Origin of the sequence: Baumannia cicadellinicola str. Hc (Homalodisca coagulata), assembly GCF_000013185.1 — a bacterium.
GTDB classification, from domain to species: Bacteria; Pseudomonadota; Gammaproteobacteria; order Enterobacterales; family Enterobacteriaceae; genus Baumannia; species Baumannia cicadellinicola_E.
On the sequence record NC_007984.1, the window covers coordinates 243,192 to 259,951 of the forward strand.

Here is a 16,760-nt window from a genome sequence, read left to right on the forward strand (position 1 = left end):
TCAGGGACGTTACAGTCAAACTATAGATACTGTATTAGAGGATAGACAACATTTAACGATTATTCCACGTAATCAACACTCTATATCGCGTAAAGATATTAGTACAAATGCATTAAAGGTACTTTATCGCCTGAGTAAGGCGGGATTCAAAGCTTACTTAGTTGGTGGTTGTGTCCGTGATATTTTATTAGGTAAAAAACCTAAGGACTTTGATATTACTACTAATGCTACTCCAGAAGAAATGCGTAAATTATTTCGTAATTGCCGACTAGTAGGTCGCCGTTTTCGCCTTGCTCATGTAATCTTCGGTGCCGAAATCATTGAGGTTGCTACCTTACGTGGTCATCATAAGATGCTTAATTATCAATACAGCAAGGTTTCAACTACATCATTCAAATATAATAACGGTATGCTATTACGAGATAATATTTTTGGCTCTATTGAAGAAGATGCTCAACGCCGAGATTTCTCCGTTAACTGTCTCTATTATAGTATAGAAGATTTTACTGTACGTGACTATACAGGAGGCCTCATAGATTTACGTGATGGTAAAATTCGTATGATTGGTGATCCTGAGACTAGGTATCGCGAAGATCCAGTTAGAATGCTACGTGCGGTACGATTTGCCGCTAAATTAAATATGATAATCAGCGAAGAAACAGCTAAGCCTATTCTACAACTTGCAACTTTATTAGATAATATTCCTCCAGCTCGGCGCTTCGATGAAGCATTAAAATTATTACACACAGGATATGGTGAACTTACTTATCGTTTACTCTGTAAATACCAGCTATTGAAACCACTATTCCCCCTGATTAGCAAACATGTTACCGAGCATGGTAATAGTTATATGGAAAATATGATAATCTTAGTACTTACTCAGACCGACCGAAGTTTTCATAAATCCAGTATAGTTAATCCTGCGTTATTATTTGCTGCTATGCTATGGTATCCTTTATTAGATTATGCACAAAAGCTAATGCAAGAAAAACCCATATTCTATTTAGAAGCTTTTGTACTATCGATGACTAATATACTAGATGAACAATGTAAAACATTAGCTCTGCCTAAGAAGATAACAACACTAATGCGTGATATATGGCAATTACAGCTTAGATTATCTCGTTATCCAAATAAAAAAGCTAGAAAACTGATAGAGCATCCTAAATTTAGTGCTGCTTATGATTTACTATTACTACGTGCAAAAATAGAAGAAAAGGTGGAATTAAAAAGGATGACTAACTGGTGGCGAGAATTACAAGCTACAGTACCATTATGTAATAATAAATAATATCAATAAAGAGTGATAATAACTCATGGAAGTAGTATTTATAGCCCTTGGTAGTAATCTAGCTGAACCACTGCAGCAAGTAGAGAACGCTCTATTTCAGTTAGATAATCTACCAAAAACTAGTATTATTAAGTGTTCTTCTTACTATCGTAGCCGCCCGTTAGGGCCAAAAAATCAACCAGATTACTTAAATGCAGTAGTAGCCATAAAAACAGCACTTCAACCAGAAGAACTGTTAGTTCATACACAGTTTATTGAAGCAAAGCAGGGACGTGACCGTCAAAAATCTCGTTTTGGACCACGTACACTAGATTTAGATATTTTACTCTTTGGTAATAGAATTATTTCCACTAAGAAGTTGACTATACCCCATTATGATATGCATCAACGTGAATTCATGCTTTATCCTCTAGAAGAAATTGCGCCAAATTTACAATTACCTAATGGTACAACATTAGTTAAACTACGACGTAAGATTGCACGTAATGGCCTAATTTTTTGGCATGATAACCATCTGCTAAGTTATTAGTTACCTATCTAAAAATTATCGGTGCTGTGATTTTAACAAAGCTAGATAGAGGTTATATGAATATAACGACAATTTCACATTTACGTAAATATAAACAGCGACAACAAAAATTTGCTGCTATTACTGCTTATGATGCAGCTTTTGCTTCTTTATTTGAACAGAATGGTATTCAAGTAATGTTAGTAGGAGATTCACTAGGTATGACTATTCAAGGAAATGATTCCACGTTACCTGTAACATTAGAAGATATGATTTACCATACACGTTGTGTTCGTCGTGGCGCACCATACTGCTTACTAATAGCGGACCTACCATTTATGTGTTACGCTACTTTATATCAGGCTTATGATAACGCTGCAGCACTTATGCGAGCAGGTGCTAATATAGTTAAACTAGAAGGTGGTGGTTGCTGGGTAACGAAAATCGTCCGATGCTTAACCGATCGTGCTGTACCAGTATGCTGCCATCTAGGTTTAACTCCTCAATCAGTAAATATCTTAGGTGGTTATAAAATTCAGGGTAGAGATAAAGATAGTGCAGATAGGATATTATCTGAGTCAATAGCATTGGAACTTGCTGGAGCTCAAATGCTAGTCCTAGAATGTGTACCAATTACTTTGTCTGAACGAATAGCAGACGTATTAACAATACCAGTTATTGGTATTGGTGCTGGTCCTGTCACGGACGGCCAGATCTTGGTAATGCAAGATATACTAGGTATTACGGGGAATCGTATTCCATCTTTCGCTAAAAATTTTCTCACTGATAGTAGAGATATTCCTACAGCGATTCAGCTTTATGTACAAGAAGTAGAAACTGGTAAATTTCCTGCAGTACAACACTATTTCTCCTAACATCAAAGGATTAGGTACGTGCTTATTATCGATAATATTACTATCTTGCGTCAAACAATTAAGCAGTGGCGCAAATCAATACAAAGTATCGCCCTTATCCCAACCATGGGTAATCTACATGATGGGCATATGACTATAGTTAATCAAGGGCGGTCACATACTAATATTGTTATTGTCAGCATATTTGTGAACCCCATGCAATTCGATAGGGAGGAAGATTTATTCCTTTATCCACGTACTTTACAGTCAGATTATGAAAAACTTCATAAGATTGGTGTAGATGCAGTTTTTGTCCCCTCGGTAGAAACAATGTATCGGGATAACATTAATTGCCATACATTTCTAGATGTGCCCAACTTATCAAGTATATTAGAAGGTATTTACCGACCAAACCACTTTCGTGGAGTAGCTACAATTATCAGTAAATTATTTAATTTAGTACAGCCTAATGTAGTCTATTTTGGTGAAAAAGACTTTCAACAATTAGTACTAATTCGGCAGATGGTACGTGATATGAACTATGATATTGAGATAATTGCAGTACCAACTGTACGTGCCAACGATGGTTTAGCATTGAGTTCACGCAATAGTTATCTAACGCCAGAACAACGCAAGATAGCACCTAAACTGTATCAAGTTATGCAAACACTAGTAACTAATTTATGTTCTGGTGAAAAAAATATAGACGTTCTACTTAATAAAGCAGCAAAACAATTAAGTAAGTTTGGATTTACTCCGGAAATATTAGAAATACGTGATGCTATAACTCTCCAACCAATTACCATAAATAGTAAAAAGGTGGTAGTATTATTTAGTGCTTGGCTAGGTAAGGCTAGGCTAATAGATAATACTCAGGTGAGTATACCTAAAGAATAAGTTCATTAATTAATTTTAGCACTATTATGGCTGGCTTAAATTAATCTTATTTCTTCAATTAGATCACGGCAGTTCTTTTGCTGACCAACTATCTATGAGTTATATACTAACAGTAGTATGCTTGCCATAAAGGAAACTAGGTAGGCTAGCTAACTATTCAAATTAAGGCATCATTTTGCTTAAGGATGACTTACTGCTATGCAAGAGTTTTATGACCCCAAAAATATTGAATCCACCATTCAGCAATACTGGCACGAAAATAATACCTTTACCGTAACTGAAGATTTTAGTAAAGAAAAATATTATTGTCTCTCTATGCTACCATATCCATCTGGCAATTTGCACATGGGACATGTACGTAATTATACAATAGGCGACGTACTTTCTCGCTATCATCGAATGTTAGGTAAAAACGTAATGCAACCAATTGGTTGGGATGCATTTGGTTTACCTGCTGAAAGAGCGGCATTGAAAAATCAAACTGCACCCGCTACCTGGACCTATGCCAACATTGAAACGATGAAAAAACAATTAAAGCAACTAGGATTTAGTTATGACTGGAGCCGTGAAATAACAACATGTCGACCAGAGTACTACCGTTGGGAACAATGGTTCTTTATCCAGTTATATGAGAAAGGCTTAGTTTATAAAAAGACCTCATTTGTTAACTGGTGCTCAAATGATCAAACAGTATTAGCTAATGAACAGGTTATTGATGGTTGCTGCTGGCGATGTGGTGCTCCTATTATGTTAAAAGATATTCCACAGTGGTTCTTAAAAATTACTGCTTATGCAGACCAGTTACTTCATGATCTAGATAAACTAGATGGTTGGCCTGAACAAATAAAAAATATGCAACGTAACTGGATTGGTCGTTCTGAAGGAATCAATATTACCTTTCAAGTAATTGACATGAAAGAAACACTTACTATTTATACTACTCGTCCTGATACCTTAATGGGTGTTACCTATTTATCGATTGCAATTAATCATCATTTGGCACAGCAAGCTGCTAACAATAATCGACTATTATCTGATTTTATTGAACATAGCCGTCCTACGAAATTATCAGAAGCAGAAATAGTGAAAGTTAATAGGGTTAAAACTGGCATATTTACTGGTCTATACGCTATCCATCCGCTAACAGAAGAGAAACTTCCAATATGGGTTACCAATTTTGTACTAATGGATTATGGTACAGGAGCAATCATGGCTGTACCCGGACACGATCAACGTGATTGGGATTTTGCCCGTCAATATAATCTACCTGTGAAAAATATTATCCGTAATATAGACGGTAGTAAACCTACGATTAGCGGGATTATTCCCGAAGGAATTCTATATAATTCTGGCGAGTTTAATGGTCTTCGTTCTCTAGAGGCCAGTAAAATAATTACTGATATATTAGTAGCACGTGGTATAGGAGAAACAAAAGTCAACTATCGTCTGCGTGACTGGGTGATTTCACGTCAACGGTACTGGGGTACACCAATACCTATGATGACACTAGAAGATGGTACTGTAGTACCAACTCCAGTAGATCAGCTTCCAGTAATACTACCTGAATATCTTTTGATAAATAGTATCTCTAATCCACTTAAAGATGATCATCTATGGATGAAAACAAATTATAATAATAATATAGCAACGCGTGAAACAGATACTTTCGATACTTTTATGGAATCTTCATGGTACTACGCGCGTTATACCTGTCCAAATTATGACCAAGGCATGTTAGATACTACTGCGGCAAACTATTGGTTACCTATAGATCAATATATTGGAGGTATTGAACATGCTATCATGCACTTAATGTACTTCCGTTTTTATCATAAATTATTACGCGATGCTGGTATGTTAACCTCAGATGAGCCGACAATACGCATATTATGTCAGGGTATGGTGCTAGCTGATTCATTTTACTATATTAGTTGTACTACTGGTGAGCGTATATGGGTATCACCCATTAATGTTCGAGTACAACGTGACGAAAAAGGTAATATCATTAATGCTATTGACTTACAGGGTCATCATTTAGTATATGCTGGTACGATCAAAATGTCTAAATCTAAAAATAACAGTATAGATCCACTAACCATGGTAGAAAAATATGGTGCCGATACTATACGTCTATTTATAATGTTTGCATCTCCAGTAACAATGGCCTTAGAATGGCGAGAATCTGGTGTAGAAGGTGCTAATCGATTTTTGAAACGTCTCTGGAAGTTAACTTATGATCATATTCAGCGCGGTAAGGTAATTAAGTTAGATTTAGCAGCTATGAGTAACGATAATAAAATACTGAGAAGAGAACTACATCAAACCATAGCTAAAGTTACCGATGATATTAGTCGTCGTTATGCTTTTAATACTGCTATTGCTGCTCTGATGGAAATAACAAATAAACTAATGCATGCCTCATACCATAGTCAACAAGACCGTGCTATAGTGCAGGAAGCTCTACTGGCGGTAGTTCGTATGTTATATCCATTTACTCCTCATCTATGCTTTAAGCTATGGCAAGCACTAAATGGAGAAGGAGATATTGATAATGCACCATGGCCTATAGTAGATCAATTAGCTTTGGTAGAAGATACTAACTTAATAGTAATTCAGATTAATGGTAGATTCAGGAGTAAAATTATAGTACCAGTTAGTGCCGATAAAGCATTGATTATTGAACGTGCTTCTAAAGAAAAATTAGTCGCTAAATATCTAGAAGGAACTAAAGTACAAAAAATAATTTATGTGCCTGGCAAATTACTCAACCTAGTTTTAAAATAGTTTTATTCATTGAATGCTAATACCTCAGGAACCCTTATACGATACCCGAAGATTCGTTTTACATTAATCATAAATCATAGCAGTTTGTGCTGTGATTTATTGTTCTAATAACAGTAAAACTTATCCGTAAACATACATAATAGATAAATCTAGTATGATAATATATATAAATGCTACTAAATACTATATAGTATGTGATTATATTAATGCAATGAAATGATACGAATCTTTCCAGATCAGTTAAAAGCACAACTACAAAAGTATTTACGTCCTTGCTATTTACTATTAGGGAGAGATCTCCTCTTGTTACAAGAAAGTCAAGATCATATTTACACTAAAGCGCAATCCCTAAATTTTCAGGAAAATTACAACGTTGTTTTAGATGAAGTAACTAATTGGGATGCTATATTTAGTTTTAGTAAAGAGCTAAGCTTATTTGCTCATCGCAAGATTCTACTAGTAACATTACCAGATAATGGCTTAACGGTAAATATAGGTAAAAAGCTTATAATGCTTACGTCGCTATTACATCGAGATTTACTACTAATTTTACGTATTTATCAATTAACTAGTAGTCATGAGAAAAGTGTTTGGTTCAATGTATTAACTAACCATAATGGGGTATTAGTTGATTGTAGTACACCGGAAACAGCACATTTACCATTATGGGTAAATAAACGTGCTAATAAGATGCAGCTATCGCTCGATAATGCAGCTTGTGAGTTACTGTGTCATAACTATGAAAATAACTTAACTGCATTAGTTCAGACACTTGAACACCTAAAGTTAATTTATCCTGATGGGATACTTACTTTATCCCGGATAGAAGATGCTGTTAATGATGTATCTCATTTTACTCATTTTCATTGGATTAATGCCATATTATCTGGCAACAGCAAACGTGCTCATCATATCCTTCAGCAGCTAAAAAATGAAGCTATGGAACCTATTATGTTACTATATTACCTCCAGAAAGAGATTTTTTTATTGCTGACTTTGAAACGTAAAGCAACAAGTAATACTCTTAGTAAGTTATTCGACCAACATAAAATTAGTACCTTCCGCAGAAAAGGATTTATTAGGGCTATACAGCGTCTTAATATACAGCAACTATATCAGGCAATAGCACTTATGCTCAAAATTGAATTGATACTTAAGCAAGATTATATTGATAATGTATGGGCTGATATAAATGCTCTATCACAGTTATTATGTGGTAATCAGCTGCTTCCAGCATTAATGATTCATGGCTAAAAGATTATTAACTGCGTTCTATGGTGGAACCTTTGATCCTATTCATCATGGTCATTTACAACCCGTGATAGCATTAGCACAGTTAGTTAATTTAAAACAAGTAATCCTGTTACCAAATCATATTCCACTACATCGTCCGTTACCAAAGGCAACACCTCAGCAACGATTAAGAATGACACGATTAGCTATTGCTGATACTCCAGGTAAGCTATTTGTGATTGATGAACGTGAATTACGCCGTAATACGCCATCTTGGACAGTAGAAACATTTAAAGTTTTACGTAGTGAATATGGTCCTATGGCACCACTAGGTTTAATTATCGGTCAAGATTCATTATTAACACTACCACAGTGGCACCGAAGTCAAGAACTATTTGAACTATGCCATATTCTAGTTTGCGCTCGACCTGGTTACCAGTATGGTATCGCTGGATATAAGAATAATAACTGGATGGAATATCGTTTTACTGATGATCCCTCTGCACTTAACTACCAACCAGCTGGACTTGTATATTGCGCCGAAACCCCAGAATTAGCTATATCAGCTAGTGATATTCGTGGGCGTGTACATGCCATACTACCGTACTATGATCTATTGACACATTCGGTACATGCTTATATTAATAAGCAAGGTTTATACCGTTAGAACTATAAGTTATATATTAATGCTATATAACAAATAAGCATAAATAATTTTATTAAAATTATTGAATAATATGAAAAAAACAAACGAACCATTACGTAACTCTTCAGCTGAATTAGCACTATTTATGCGCCGAGTCACAATATCATTTACTATAATATTACTACTTATTAGTATACTAATAGCTCATTTATATCAGTTACAGGTTATTAGCTTTGAAAATTATCGTAATCGATCTAATCAAAATAGCACTAAAATAATACCAATTCTACCAAGTAGAGGAAAAATTTTTGATCGTCACGGTACGCCAATAGCATTTAACCGTACTATTTATCAACTAGAATTAGTGGTAGAAAAAGTTAATAATCTAAAAAAGACTCTCGATGCTCTTCGTCCTCTTGTAGATCTTACTGATCAAGATATAGCTAATTTTAACAAAAAGCTACAAAATGCACAAAAATTAACGTCAATACCATTAAAATTAGATCTTACTGATGTACAACAGGCTCATTTTGCGGTGAATAAGTTCCGTTTTCCTGGCGTAGAGATCAAAAAATACCAGCATCGTTATTACCCTTATTGCTCTACATTCACCCATGTCATCGGATATGTTTCAAAAATAAATGCTAATAATCTAGCTAAGCTAGAAAAACAAGGCCTAATATCTAATTATGCAGCAACAAATGAAATCGGTCAACTAGGCATTGAACGTTACTATGAAAATAAACTACATGGTAGTATAGGCTATAATAAGGTTGAAGTTAATAACCGTGGTCATATTATTCGTAATTTATATCATCAGCTACCTGAATCAGGTAAAGATATTTATCTAACAATCGATTTAAATCTACAACAGTATATTAACAAACTACTTACTGGGAATCGTGCGGCAGTTGTCGTAATAGATCCACGGGACAGTGGTATTTTAGCATTAGTATCTAACCCTAGTTTTAATCCGAATCTTTTTGTAGAAGGTATTTCGAGTAACGATTATCAAAATCTACTTAATGATCACAATTATCCTCTTATTAACCGTGTAACTCAAGGGTTATATCCTCCAGCTTCAACTGTGAAGCCTTATATTGCAGTATCAGCATTAACAGTAGGAGTAATTAACGAATACTTCTCGATATTTGACCCAGGATGGTGGCAATTACCAGGATCAGGAAAACGCTATCGGGACTGGAAACACTATGGGCATGGTAAATTAAATATAATTAAGGCTATTGAGGAGTCAGCAGATACTTTATTTTATCAAGTTGCTTATGATATGGGTATCGACCTACTAGCCGAGTGGATGATGAAATTTGGCTATGGTCATTATACGGGAATTGATATTACAGAGGAGCATACGGGTATAATGCCAACACGTAACTGGAAAATGAAACGTTTTCATGAACCGTGGTATCCAGGAGACACAATTGTGGTTGGAATTGGACAAGGATATTGGACAGCTACACCATTACAAATATTAAAAGCTCTAGTAACACTTATTAACAATGGTTCTGTATATAAACCACATTTACTGTTGGGAACAAGGGAACAAGATGATAATATAATATCATATCATCAGTATGAAGAGACGAATATTGGTGATCCTTATTCTGGTTTTTGGGAGATAGCTAAAGATGGTATGTATGGTGTTGCTAATCATCCTAATGGTACAGCACGTCATTATTTTGCCAATACACCTTATAAGACAGCGGCAAAATCAGGTACTGCTCAAGTATATAGCTTAAAAGCAAATGAAAAATATAATGTTCATAAAATTAATGAAAGGTTACGTGATCATAAATGGATGACAGCATTTGCTCCATACGATAACCCAACAGTCTGTGTAGTAGTTTTATTAGAAAATGGCGGAATCGGGCCATCTGCAGGTACTATTACGAGAAATATTTTAGATTATATTCTACTATCTAATAAAAAAAATGCTTAATAAAAATACAATGATGAATCATTGGTATAAAACAAATATCGACTTAATATTGTTATTTTTTATCATGTTACTATTACTCTATAGTATTTTTGTGATGTGGAGTGCTAGTGGTCAAAATATAGACATGATGGAAAATAAGATTATTCAGATTATAATAGGGATACTAGTTATGTTAGTATCAGCACAAACGCCACCACGATTTTATGAAGCATGGGCACCCTATTTATATATTTTCTGCATATTGCTACTAGTGATAGTAGATATTTATGGGCAAATTAGCAAAGGAGCACAGCGTTGGTTAGATTTAGGCTTTGTGCGTTTTCAACCAGCAGAAATCGCAAAAGTTGCTGTGCCATTAATAGTAGCTCGTTTTATTAATAGAGATACTTATCCACCTTCTTTCAAGAAGGTGGTAATTGTTTTGATATTAGTCATTATACCAACTATCTTAGTGGCTGTGCAACCAGACTTAGGAACAGCAATACTAATAAGTCTTTCTGGTATGTTTATGCTGTTCTTATCTGGTATTAATTGGAAATTAATTATTATAACTGGGTTACTAGCATTAATGATAATTCCTTTTATTTGGTTTTTCTTTATGCATGATTATCAAAGGAATCGAGTAATTATGCTATTAGATCCAACAATTGATCCTCTTGGTGCTGGCTATAATATTATCCAATCAAAGATAGCTATAGGATCTGGTGGTTTGAACGGTAAAGGATGGTTACACGGTACCCAATCTCAGTTAGAGTTCTTACCTGAGCGTCATACTGATTTCATCTTCGCTGTCATAAGCGAAGAACTAGGATTATTTGGCGTATTATTGCTTCTATCGCTATATCTTGGAGTAATTATCCGCATTATCATTATTGCCATTCATGCACAAAATACTTTTAGTCGTCTTATAGCAGGAGAAGTAATGCTTATTTTTTTCTGTTATATATTCGTTAATATAGGCATGGTTAGTGGTATTTTGCCCGTTGTTGGTATACCGTTACCAATAGTAAGTTATGGTGGATCATCGTTAATTATGTTTATGACTAGTTTTGGTATAGTTATGTCAATACATACTCATCGAAAAATGTTATCAATTAGTTTATAATTATCAGTAGAGATAAATATAAAGAGATATTTAGACTATTTATCTAAAAATAGATAATATAAGTAAATAACTTAGTTGTGTAACTTATCTTTGAGCAAAATAAAGATCTCTATAGGTACAGAGATTTGTGACGAACAATGTAATTATTCGCCAGCTTGGTATACAAGCTTATCAACTAGTTTTAGTGGCTATGCAACGTTTTACTGAGCGACGTAAAGCTAATACTATTGATGAGATATGGCTAGTACAGCATCCACCAGTATTTACTCAGGGAAATGCTAGTGAATCAGAGTACTTGCTGCTAATACCTGGAGATATTCCGGTAGTACAAAGTGATCGAGGTGGAAAGATTACTTATCATGGCCCAGGTCAACAAGTAATGTACGTTATGCTAGATTTACGACGGCGTAATCTACTTGTACGTGATTTAATTACAATACTAGAAAAAACTGTTATTACTACACTTTATAAATTTGCTATTACGACTGCTTATAGTAAAAAAGATGCACCAGGCGTATATGTAGGAGATGATAAAATTTGTTCTATTGGTCTACGTATTAGAAAAGGTTGTTCTTTACACGGTTTAGCTTTAAATATTGCCATGGATTTATCTCCTTTTTTACTTATTAATCCCTGCGGGGAAGTTGGCTTACGTATGACTCAATTAAGCAGGCTTTCACCAGTAGTATATAATACAACAGATGTCGTTAAAGTTTTACTTGAGGTCTTTCTATCTTTATTAGGAGGAACTAATACAGGAGCTATTAAAACCTGGCATTATAATGATTACCTAAATAATAGCGAGAGTTAAACACATAGCGTGAAATTAAGTGAACAAGTAAGTAGATGGTAAAGATAGAAAAAAAATTACATAAGCCTTTATGGCTAAAAATTAAACTTCCATCTTCTGATTACAAGATTAAAGTAATTAAGAAGACAATGAACAAAAGTAGCTTATACACAATATGTGAAGAAGCATGTTGTCCTAATCTTGCTGAATGTTTTAACAATGGTACTGCTACTTTTATGATACTAGGTAATATCTGTACTCGCAGGTGCCCATTTTGTAATGTAGCTCATGGTAGGCCGTTAATTCCAGATATTCATGAACCAGAAAAACTAGCAGAAACTATTACTAATATGGGATTACGTTATGTAGTAATAACTTCGGTTAACCGTGATGATCTATATGACGGGGGCGCGCAACATTTTGTTGATTGTATCCGTGCGATACGAGCTAAAAATTCTGCTACTCGTATCGAAGTACTTGTACCAGACTTCCGTGGTCACATGAAGACAGCATTAGAAATTTTGAATACTTCACCACCGGATGTCTTTAACCATAATATAGAAAACGTACCACGTCTTTACCGTCATATTCGACCAGGCGCCGATTATCATCGGTCATTGAAATTACTTAAAAAATTCAAAGAATATAATCCATCTTTACCAACAAAATCTGGTCTCATGATGGGTCTAGGTGAAACAAGAGAGGAGATAATTGAAGTTATGCGTGATTTACGCCAGCATAATGTTACTATGCTCACGCTAGGTCAATATCTACAACCTAGTAGTAATCATTTACCGGTTCAACGTTATATAACTCCACAAGAATTTAATGAAATGAAATTAGAATCGCTGGCCATGGGCTTTACCTATGCTGCTTGCGGTCCTTTTGTACGTTCCTCCTACCACGCTGACTTACAAAATAAAGGCATAGAAGTGAAATAACGTTTATAACATCAAATTAACTTAGTAGAATAATTTTCTAATTTTTCAGAAAATTATTTGCATTCGTAGATCTTATCGGCAACTTAAGTTTAGTTTCGTAACATAATTTTGGTTGTAAATTTTGTGCGATTTTAAATATCCTCCATAACTATATTCCATAATATTGCTTAGCTCATATTACGTTCAAAATATGGTGTATGATCATTTCAATTATCAACTATGGTGTAACATGTCTTCGGTATCACAAGCTCGAAGCTTGGGTAAGTATTTTTTATTGATGGATAATATTTTAGTAGTAATGGGTTTTTATATGGTATTTCCGTTGATTTCAATTCGTTTTGTAGATCAACTTGGCTGGACCGCACTACTAGTAGGTATTGCTCTTGGACTGCGACAATTTATCCAGCAAGGTCTAGGAATTTTTGGCGGTGCTTTCGCCGATAAGCTTGGAGCAAAACCTATGATCATAACTGGCATGTTAATGCGTGCTCTAGGTTTCATTTTCATGGGCATTGCTGATAAGCCATGGCTACTTTGGGTATCTTGCATCTTATCAGCTTTAGGTGGCACGTTATTTGATCCTCCGCGTACTGCGCTAGTTATGAAACTTACTAGACCGTGGGAACGAGGTCGTTTTTATTCATTATTAATGATACAGGATAGTACTTGTGCAATGGTTGGAGCACTGCTTGGTAGCTGGTTATTACAATATAATTTTAAGCTAGTTTGTCTAGCAGGAGCATTACTATTTCTGTTTGCTGCTATTTTAAACGCCTGGCTACTACCAGCATACCGTATTTCTAATGCACAGACCTCTATGTTAGAAGGAATACGACGGGTACTATACGACCAGCGTTTTGTCACCTATGTTTTTACATTAACTGGTTATTATATATTATCAGTACAGGTTATGTTAATACTACCTATAAGAGTAAATGAAGTAGCTGGTCAGTTAGCTGCAGTAAGATGGACATATGCTATTGAAGCAGCCTTATCGTTATCATTATTATACCCTATTGCTCGATGGAGTGAGAAACGCTTCAGCTTAGAAAACCGATTTATGGCTGGTCTAACTATTATGTTACTAAGCATCATTCCTATAGGCATGATTCATAATTTACAGGTATTATTTTTGCTAATAGGTATATTTTATACTGGTTCTATTATTGCTGAACCAGCACGCGAAACCTTAGGTGCATCACTAGCTGATAATCGTGCACGTGGTAGCTATATGGGTTTTAGTCGTCTTGGTCTAGCTTTAGGAGGAGCCATTGGTTATAGCGGTGGCGGCTGGCTTTATGATATGGGTAACCAGCTGGATATACCGCAGTTACCTTGGGTTATGCTAGGTATGATAGGTCTTATTACACTGCTAGGTTTTTATCGTCAATTCCATCAGCACCACTATCAAACTTATAGTRGATATTTAAGTGGAACAACAAAGAACAATAGTTATAAACAGTAGATAATAAATATTATTGCAAACMTATTAAACTATTTATAGGATGAAATAGTAGTTAGCCAATGTAAATTGGTACATGTGCTACAGTAAATAATAAGAGACTATTTTTATTGAACAAGATGATATTAATTATCGTCTTGAAATACTAATGCTAGTAAGGCACTAGTAACGTCTATTCTAGCTAGAGAGTTACCAAAGTACTATGCTAAATATACCTATTTGTCTTACTTTATGCCGTATTGTCACTATACCGTTCTTTGTTTTAGCTTTCTATTTACCCTTTAAGTGGGGACCATTAGCTAGTGCATTAATTTTCTTAATGGCGGCTATAACTGACTTATTTGACGGCTTTTTAGCACGTTATTGGCAACAAACAACCCGTTTTGGTGCTTTCCTTGATCCTGTTGCTGATAAGGTTATGGTAGCCGTTGCATTGGTGCTTATAGCAGAACATTTTCACGCCTGGTGGATTACGTTACCAGTAGTAACTGTAATTACACGTGAAATTTTAGTCTCGGCATTGCGTGAATGGATGGCTAAAATTGGCAAAGATCATAGTATAGTAGTGACTTGGATTAGCAAAATTAAAACTACGGTACAAATACTGGCATTAATAGCACTATTATGGCGTCCTCAAGAACTAGTAATACTCGCAGGTATTTTTGCTTTATATATTGCCACAATATTCACATTGTGGTCAATGTTTCTGTATTTATCTAATACATGGTATACTTTAGTGCTTAAAAAAAGTAATTATCTTGACTGATATTTTTAGCTGAGTATAATTTAGTTTATGGTAGGGGTATAGCGGGAATAGCTCAGTGGTAGAGCACAACCTTGCCAAGGTTGGGGTCGCGAGTTCAAATCTCGTTTCCCGCTCCAAATGAATACTCATAATGTATGAATCGCTATCTTTATCAAGATCGTAATCAGAAATGTTATATCTACGTGTTTATTCCTATTTATTATTATGGATATATTACTTAATATTAATAATTCAGCATCATCTCTTTTTAGACATATATGGCGCGTTGGCAGAGTGGTTATGCAGCGGATTGCAAATCCGTTAACTTCGGTTCGATTCCGGAACGCGCCTTACATTTTTCTATGCCCGGGTGGTGAAATTGGTAGACACAAGGGATTTAAAATTCCTCGGCTTTAAGCTATACGAGTTCGATTCTCGTCCCGGGTACCACAGTCTAATTATACCTACTTCTCTCTTCTATCAATAGAAGAAAAATTGTCTTATAAATATAAGCGATAATTATCGCTTAACAGGTGTAATAATAAATGAATACCATTGTTTATGTTTCTAGTCCTGAAAGTCAGCAAGTTCATGTTTTACAGATGAATCAAGCAGGTCTACTAACTTTAATACAAGTTGTAAATACTCCAGGAATTGGTCAGCCAATGGCAATTCATCCTGCAAAAACCCATCTGTATCTTGGTATTCGTCCTATCTGCAGCATAGTGAGCTATAGTATTGATATTAATAGTGGTTTACTTTATGAGGTAGATCAAACATCCTTACCGAACACTCCTACCCATTTAAGCACCGATTTATTTGGCAAAAACTTATATTGTGCTTCTTACAATGGTAGCTGCTTAAGTGTTCACAAAATTAACGAACAGGGGATTGTAGGTACATTATTACAAATTATAGATGGTTTGACCAATTGTCATTCATCTAATGTAGATACTAATAACCTATTAGTATGGGTTCCTTGTCTAAAAGAAGACCGTATCAGTATCTTCCGCAGAGCCGAATTAGGTACGTTAATACCCTATAAACCAAATGCTATACATAGCATCACTGGGGCTGGTCCACGCCACATGGTATTTCATAAATCTGGTCGATATGCATATGTTATTAATGAATTAAATAGCACAATTAGCATATGTACTACAAATCATATGACCGGCGATGTACCTAATATAGTACAAAATATAGATATTATGCCGTCTCATTTAGCTAATGCTAGATGGGCAGCAGACATCCATATTACCCCTAATAGCCAATGGCTATATTGTAGTGAACGCAGTGCTAGTATTATAGCATATTTTCGTATATTAGAGCATGGAAGTTTATTACAGTTCATGGGTTATCAAGAAACCGAAATTCAGCCACGAGGATTTAATATCGATGCTACAGGTCGTTATTTAATTGTTAGTGGACAAAAGTCAAATTATATTACAGTATATAACATAAATCAAAAAAATGGTATGTTAAAACCATTAGCTCGCTATGAAGTAGGTCATGGCCCTATGTACGTAGCAATAATTGATCTATAG

Annotated in this window: 13 protein-coding genes, 3 tRNA genes and 1 pseudogene; all 17 read left to right on the forward strand. The window is 35.1% G+C overall.

What is annotated here, in order from left to right:
• Nucleotides 1-22: 22 nt before the first annotated feature.
• Nucleotides 23-1,273 (forward strand): annotated as a pseudogene (pcnB, locus tag BCI_RS01120) (polynucleotide adenylyltransferase PcnB); the annotation flags it as partial.
• A 43-nt stretch (nucleotides 1,274-1,316) separates the two neighbouring features.
• The gene (gene folK, locus BCI_RS01125) at nucleotides 1,317-1,820 is read left to right on the forward strand and encodes a 2-amino-4-hydroxy-6-hydroxymethyldihydropteridine diphosphokinase (RefSeq protein WP_011520415.1); all 504 of its coding nucleotides are present in this window, start codon (nucleotides 1,317-1,319) and stop codon (nucleotides 1,818-1,820) included.
• Nucleotides 1,821-1,876: 56 nt separating this feature from the next.
• Nucleotides 1,877-2,674: a 3-methyl-2-oxobutanoate hydroxymethyltransferase gene (gene panB, locus BCI_RS01130; protein WP_011520416.1), complete on the forward strand. Its 798-nt coding sequence runs from the start codon at nucleotides 1,877-1,879 to the stop codon at nucleotides 2,672-2,674.
• A gap of 18 nt (nucleotides 2,675-2,692) precedes the next feature.
• Nucleotides 2,693-3,550 (forward strand): pantoate--beta-alanine ligase, encoded by an 858-nt coding sequence (gene panC / locus BCI_RS01135; protein ID WP_011520417.1) that lies wholly within the window; start codon nucleotides 2,693-2,695, stop codon nucleotides 3,548-3,550.
• A 198-nt stretch (nucleotides 3,551-3,748) separates the two neighbouring features.
• Nucleotides 3,749-6,334, forward strand: coding sequence for a leucine--tRNA ligase (leuS, locus tag BCI_RS01140; RefSeq protein WP_011520418.1), 2,586 nt, complete (start codon nucleotides 3,749-3,751; stop codon nucleotides 6,332-6,334).
• 216 nt (nucleotides 6,335-6,550) lie between these two features.
• On the forward strand, nucleotides 6,551-7,588 hold the full coding sequence (gene holA / locus BCI_RS01145) for a DNA polymerase III subunit delta (protein WP_011520419.1): 1,038 nt from the start codon (nucleotides 6,551-6,553) through the stop codon (nucleotides 7,586-7,588).
• The gene (gene nadD, locus BCI_RS01150; protein ID WP_011520420.1) at nucleotides 7,581-8,234 is read left to right on the forward strand and encodes a nicotinate-nucleotide adenylyltransferase; all 654 of its coding nucleotides are present in this window, start codon (nucleotides 7,581-7,583) and stop codon (nucleotides 8,232-8,234) included. The genes holA and nadD overlap by 8 nt, the downstream gene beginning before the upstream one ends.
• 70 nt (nucleotides 8,235-8,304) lie before the next feature.
• The gene (gene mrdA / locus BCI_RS01155) at nucleotides 8,305-10,170 is read left to right on the forward strand and encodes a peptidoglycan DD-transpeptidase MrdA (RefSeq protein WP_011520421.1); all 1,866 of its coding nucleotides are present in this window, start codon (nucleotides 8,305-8,307) and stop codon (nucleotides 10,168-10,170) included.
• On the forward strand, nucleotides 10,163-11,275 hold the full coding sequence (gene mrdB, locus BCI_RS01160; RefSeq protein ID WP_041574887.1) for a peptidoglycan glycosyltransferase MrdB: 1,113 nt from the start codon (nucleotides 10,163-10,165) through the stop codon (nucleotides 11,273-11,275). Before mrdA ends, mrdB begins: the two co-directional genes overlap by 8 nt.
• 127 nt (nucleotides 11,276-11,402) lie before the next feature.
• Nucleotides 11,403-12,086: a lipoyl(octanoyl) transferase LipB gene (gene lipB, locus BCI_RS01165; RefSeq protein WP_011520423.1), complete on the forward strand. Its 684-nt coding sequence runs from the start codon at nucleotides 11,403-11,405 to the stop codon at nucleotides 12,084-12,086.
• Between the two features lie 35 nt (nucleotides 12,087-12,121).
• Nucleotides 12,122-13,006: a lipoyl synthase gene (gene lipA, locus BCI_RS01170; RefSeq protein ID WP_011520424.1), complete on the forward strand. Its 885-nt coding sequence runs from the start codon at nucleotides 12,122-12,124 to the stop codon at nucleotides 13,004-13,006.
• 229 nt (nucleotides 13,007-13,235) lie between these two features.
• Entirely contained in the window at nucleotides 13,236-14,471 is a 1,236-nt protein-coding gene (gene mdtH / locus BCI_RS01175; protein ID WP_011520425.1) for a multidrug efflux MFS transporter MdtH, read from the forward strand.
• Nucleotides 14,472-14,670: 199 nt separating this feature from the next.
• Complete coding sequence (gene pgsA / locus BCI_RS01180; protein WP_011520426.1) at nucleotides 14,671-15,234, forward strand: CDP-diacylglycerol--glycerol-3-phosphate 3-phosphatidyltransferase; 564 nt, start codon at nucleotides 14,671-14,673, stop codon at nucleotides 15,232-15,234.
• 41 nt (nucleotides 15,235-15,275) lie between these two features.
• A tRNA-Gly gene (locus BCI_RS01185) sits at nucleotides 15,276-15,350 on the forward strand.
• Nucleotides 15,351-15,493: 143 nt separating this feature from the next.
• Nucleotides 15,494-15,564: transfer RNA gene (locus BCI_RS01190), tRNA-Cys, on the forward strand.
• Nucleotides 15,565-15,577: 13 nt separating this feature from the next.
• Nucleotides 15,578-15,663, forward strand: a tRNA-Leu gene (locus tag BCI_RS01195).
• Nucleotides 15,664-15,758: 95 nt separating this feature from the next.
• On the forward strand, nucleotides 15,759-16,760 hold the full coding sequence (gene pgl / locus BCI_RS01200) for a 6-phosphogluconolactonase (protein ID WP_011520427.1): 1,002 nt from the start codon (nucleotides 15,759-15,761) through the stop codon (nucleotides 16,758-16,760).

Excerpts from the sequence above, each read along its gene's own strand:
- folK (WP_011520415.1), top strand. The coding sequence starts at position 1,317 with ATGGAAGTAGTATTTATAGCCCTTGGTAGTAATCTAGCTGAACCACTG.
- panB (WP_011520416.1), top strand. The coding sequence starts at position 1,877 with ATGAATATAACGACAATTTCACATTTACGTAAATATAAACAGCGACAA.
- leuS (WP_011520418.1), top strand. The coding sequence starts at position 3,749 with ATGCAAGAGTTTTATGACCCCAAAAATATTGAATCCACCATTCAGCAA.
- holA (WP_011520419.1), top strand. The coding sequence starts at position 6,551 with ATGATACGAATCTTTCCAGATCAGTTAAAAGCACAACTACAAAAGTAT.
- nadD (WP_011520420.1), top strand. The coding sequence starts at position 7,581 with ATGGCTAAAAGATTATTAACTGCGTTCTATGGTGGAACCTTTGATCCT.
- mrdA (WP_011520421.1), top strand. The coding sequence starts at position 8,305 with ATGAAAAAAACAAACGAACCATTACGTAACTCTTCAGCTGAATTAGCA.
- mrdB (WP_041574887.1), top strand. The coding sequence starts at position 10,163 with ATGCTTAATAAAAATACAATGATGAATCATTGGTATAAAACAAATATC.
- lipA (WP_011520424.1), top strand. The coding sequence starts at position 12,122 with ATGGTAAAGATAGAAAAAAAATTACATAAGCCTTTATGGCTAAAAATT.
- pgsA (WP_011520426.1), top strand. The coding sequence starts at position 14,671 with ATGCTAAATATACCTATTTGTCTTACTTTATGCCGTATTGTCACTATA.
- pgl (WP_011520427.1), top strand. The coding sequence starts at position 15,759 with ATGAATACCATTGTTTATGTTTCTAGTCCTGAAAGTCAGCAAGTTCAT.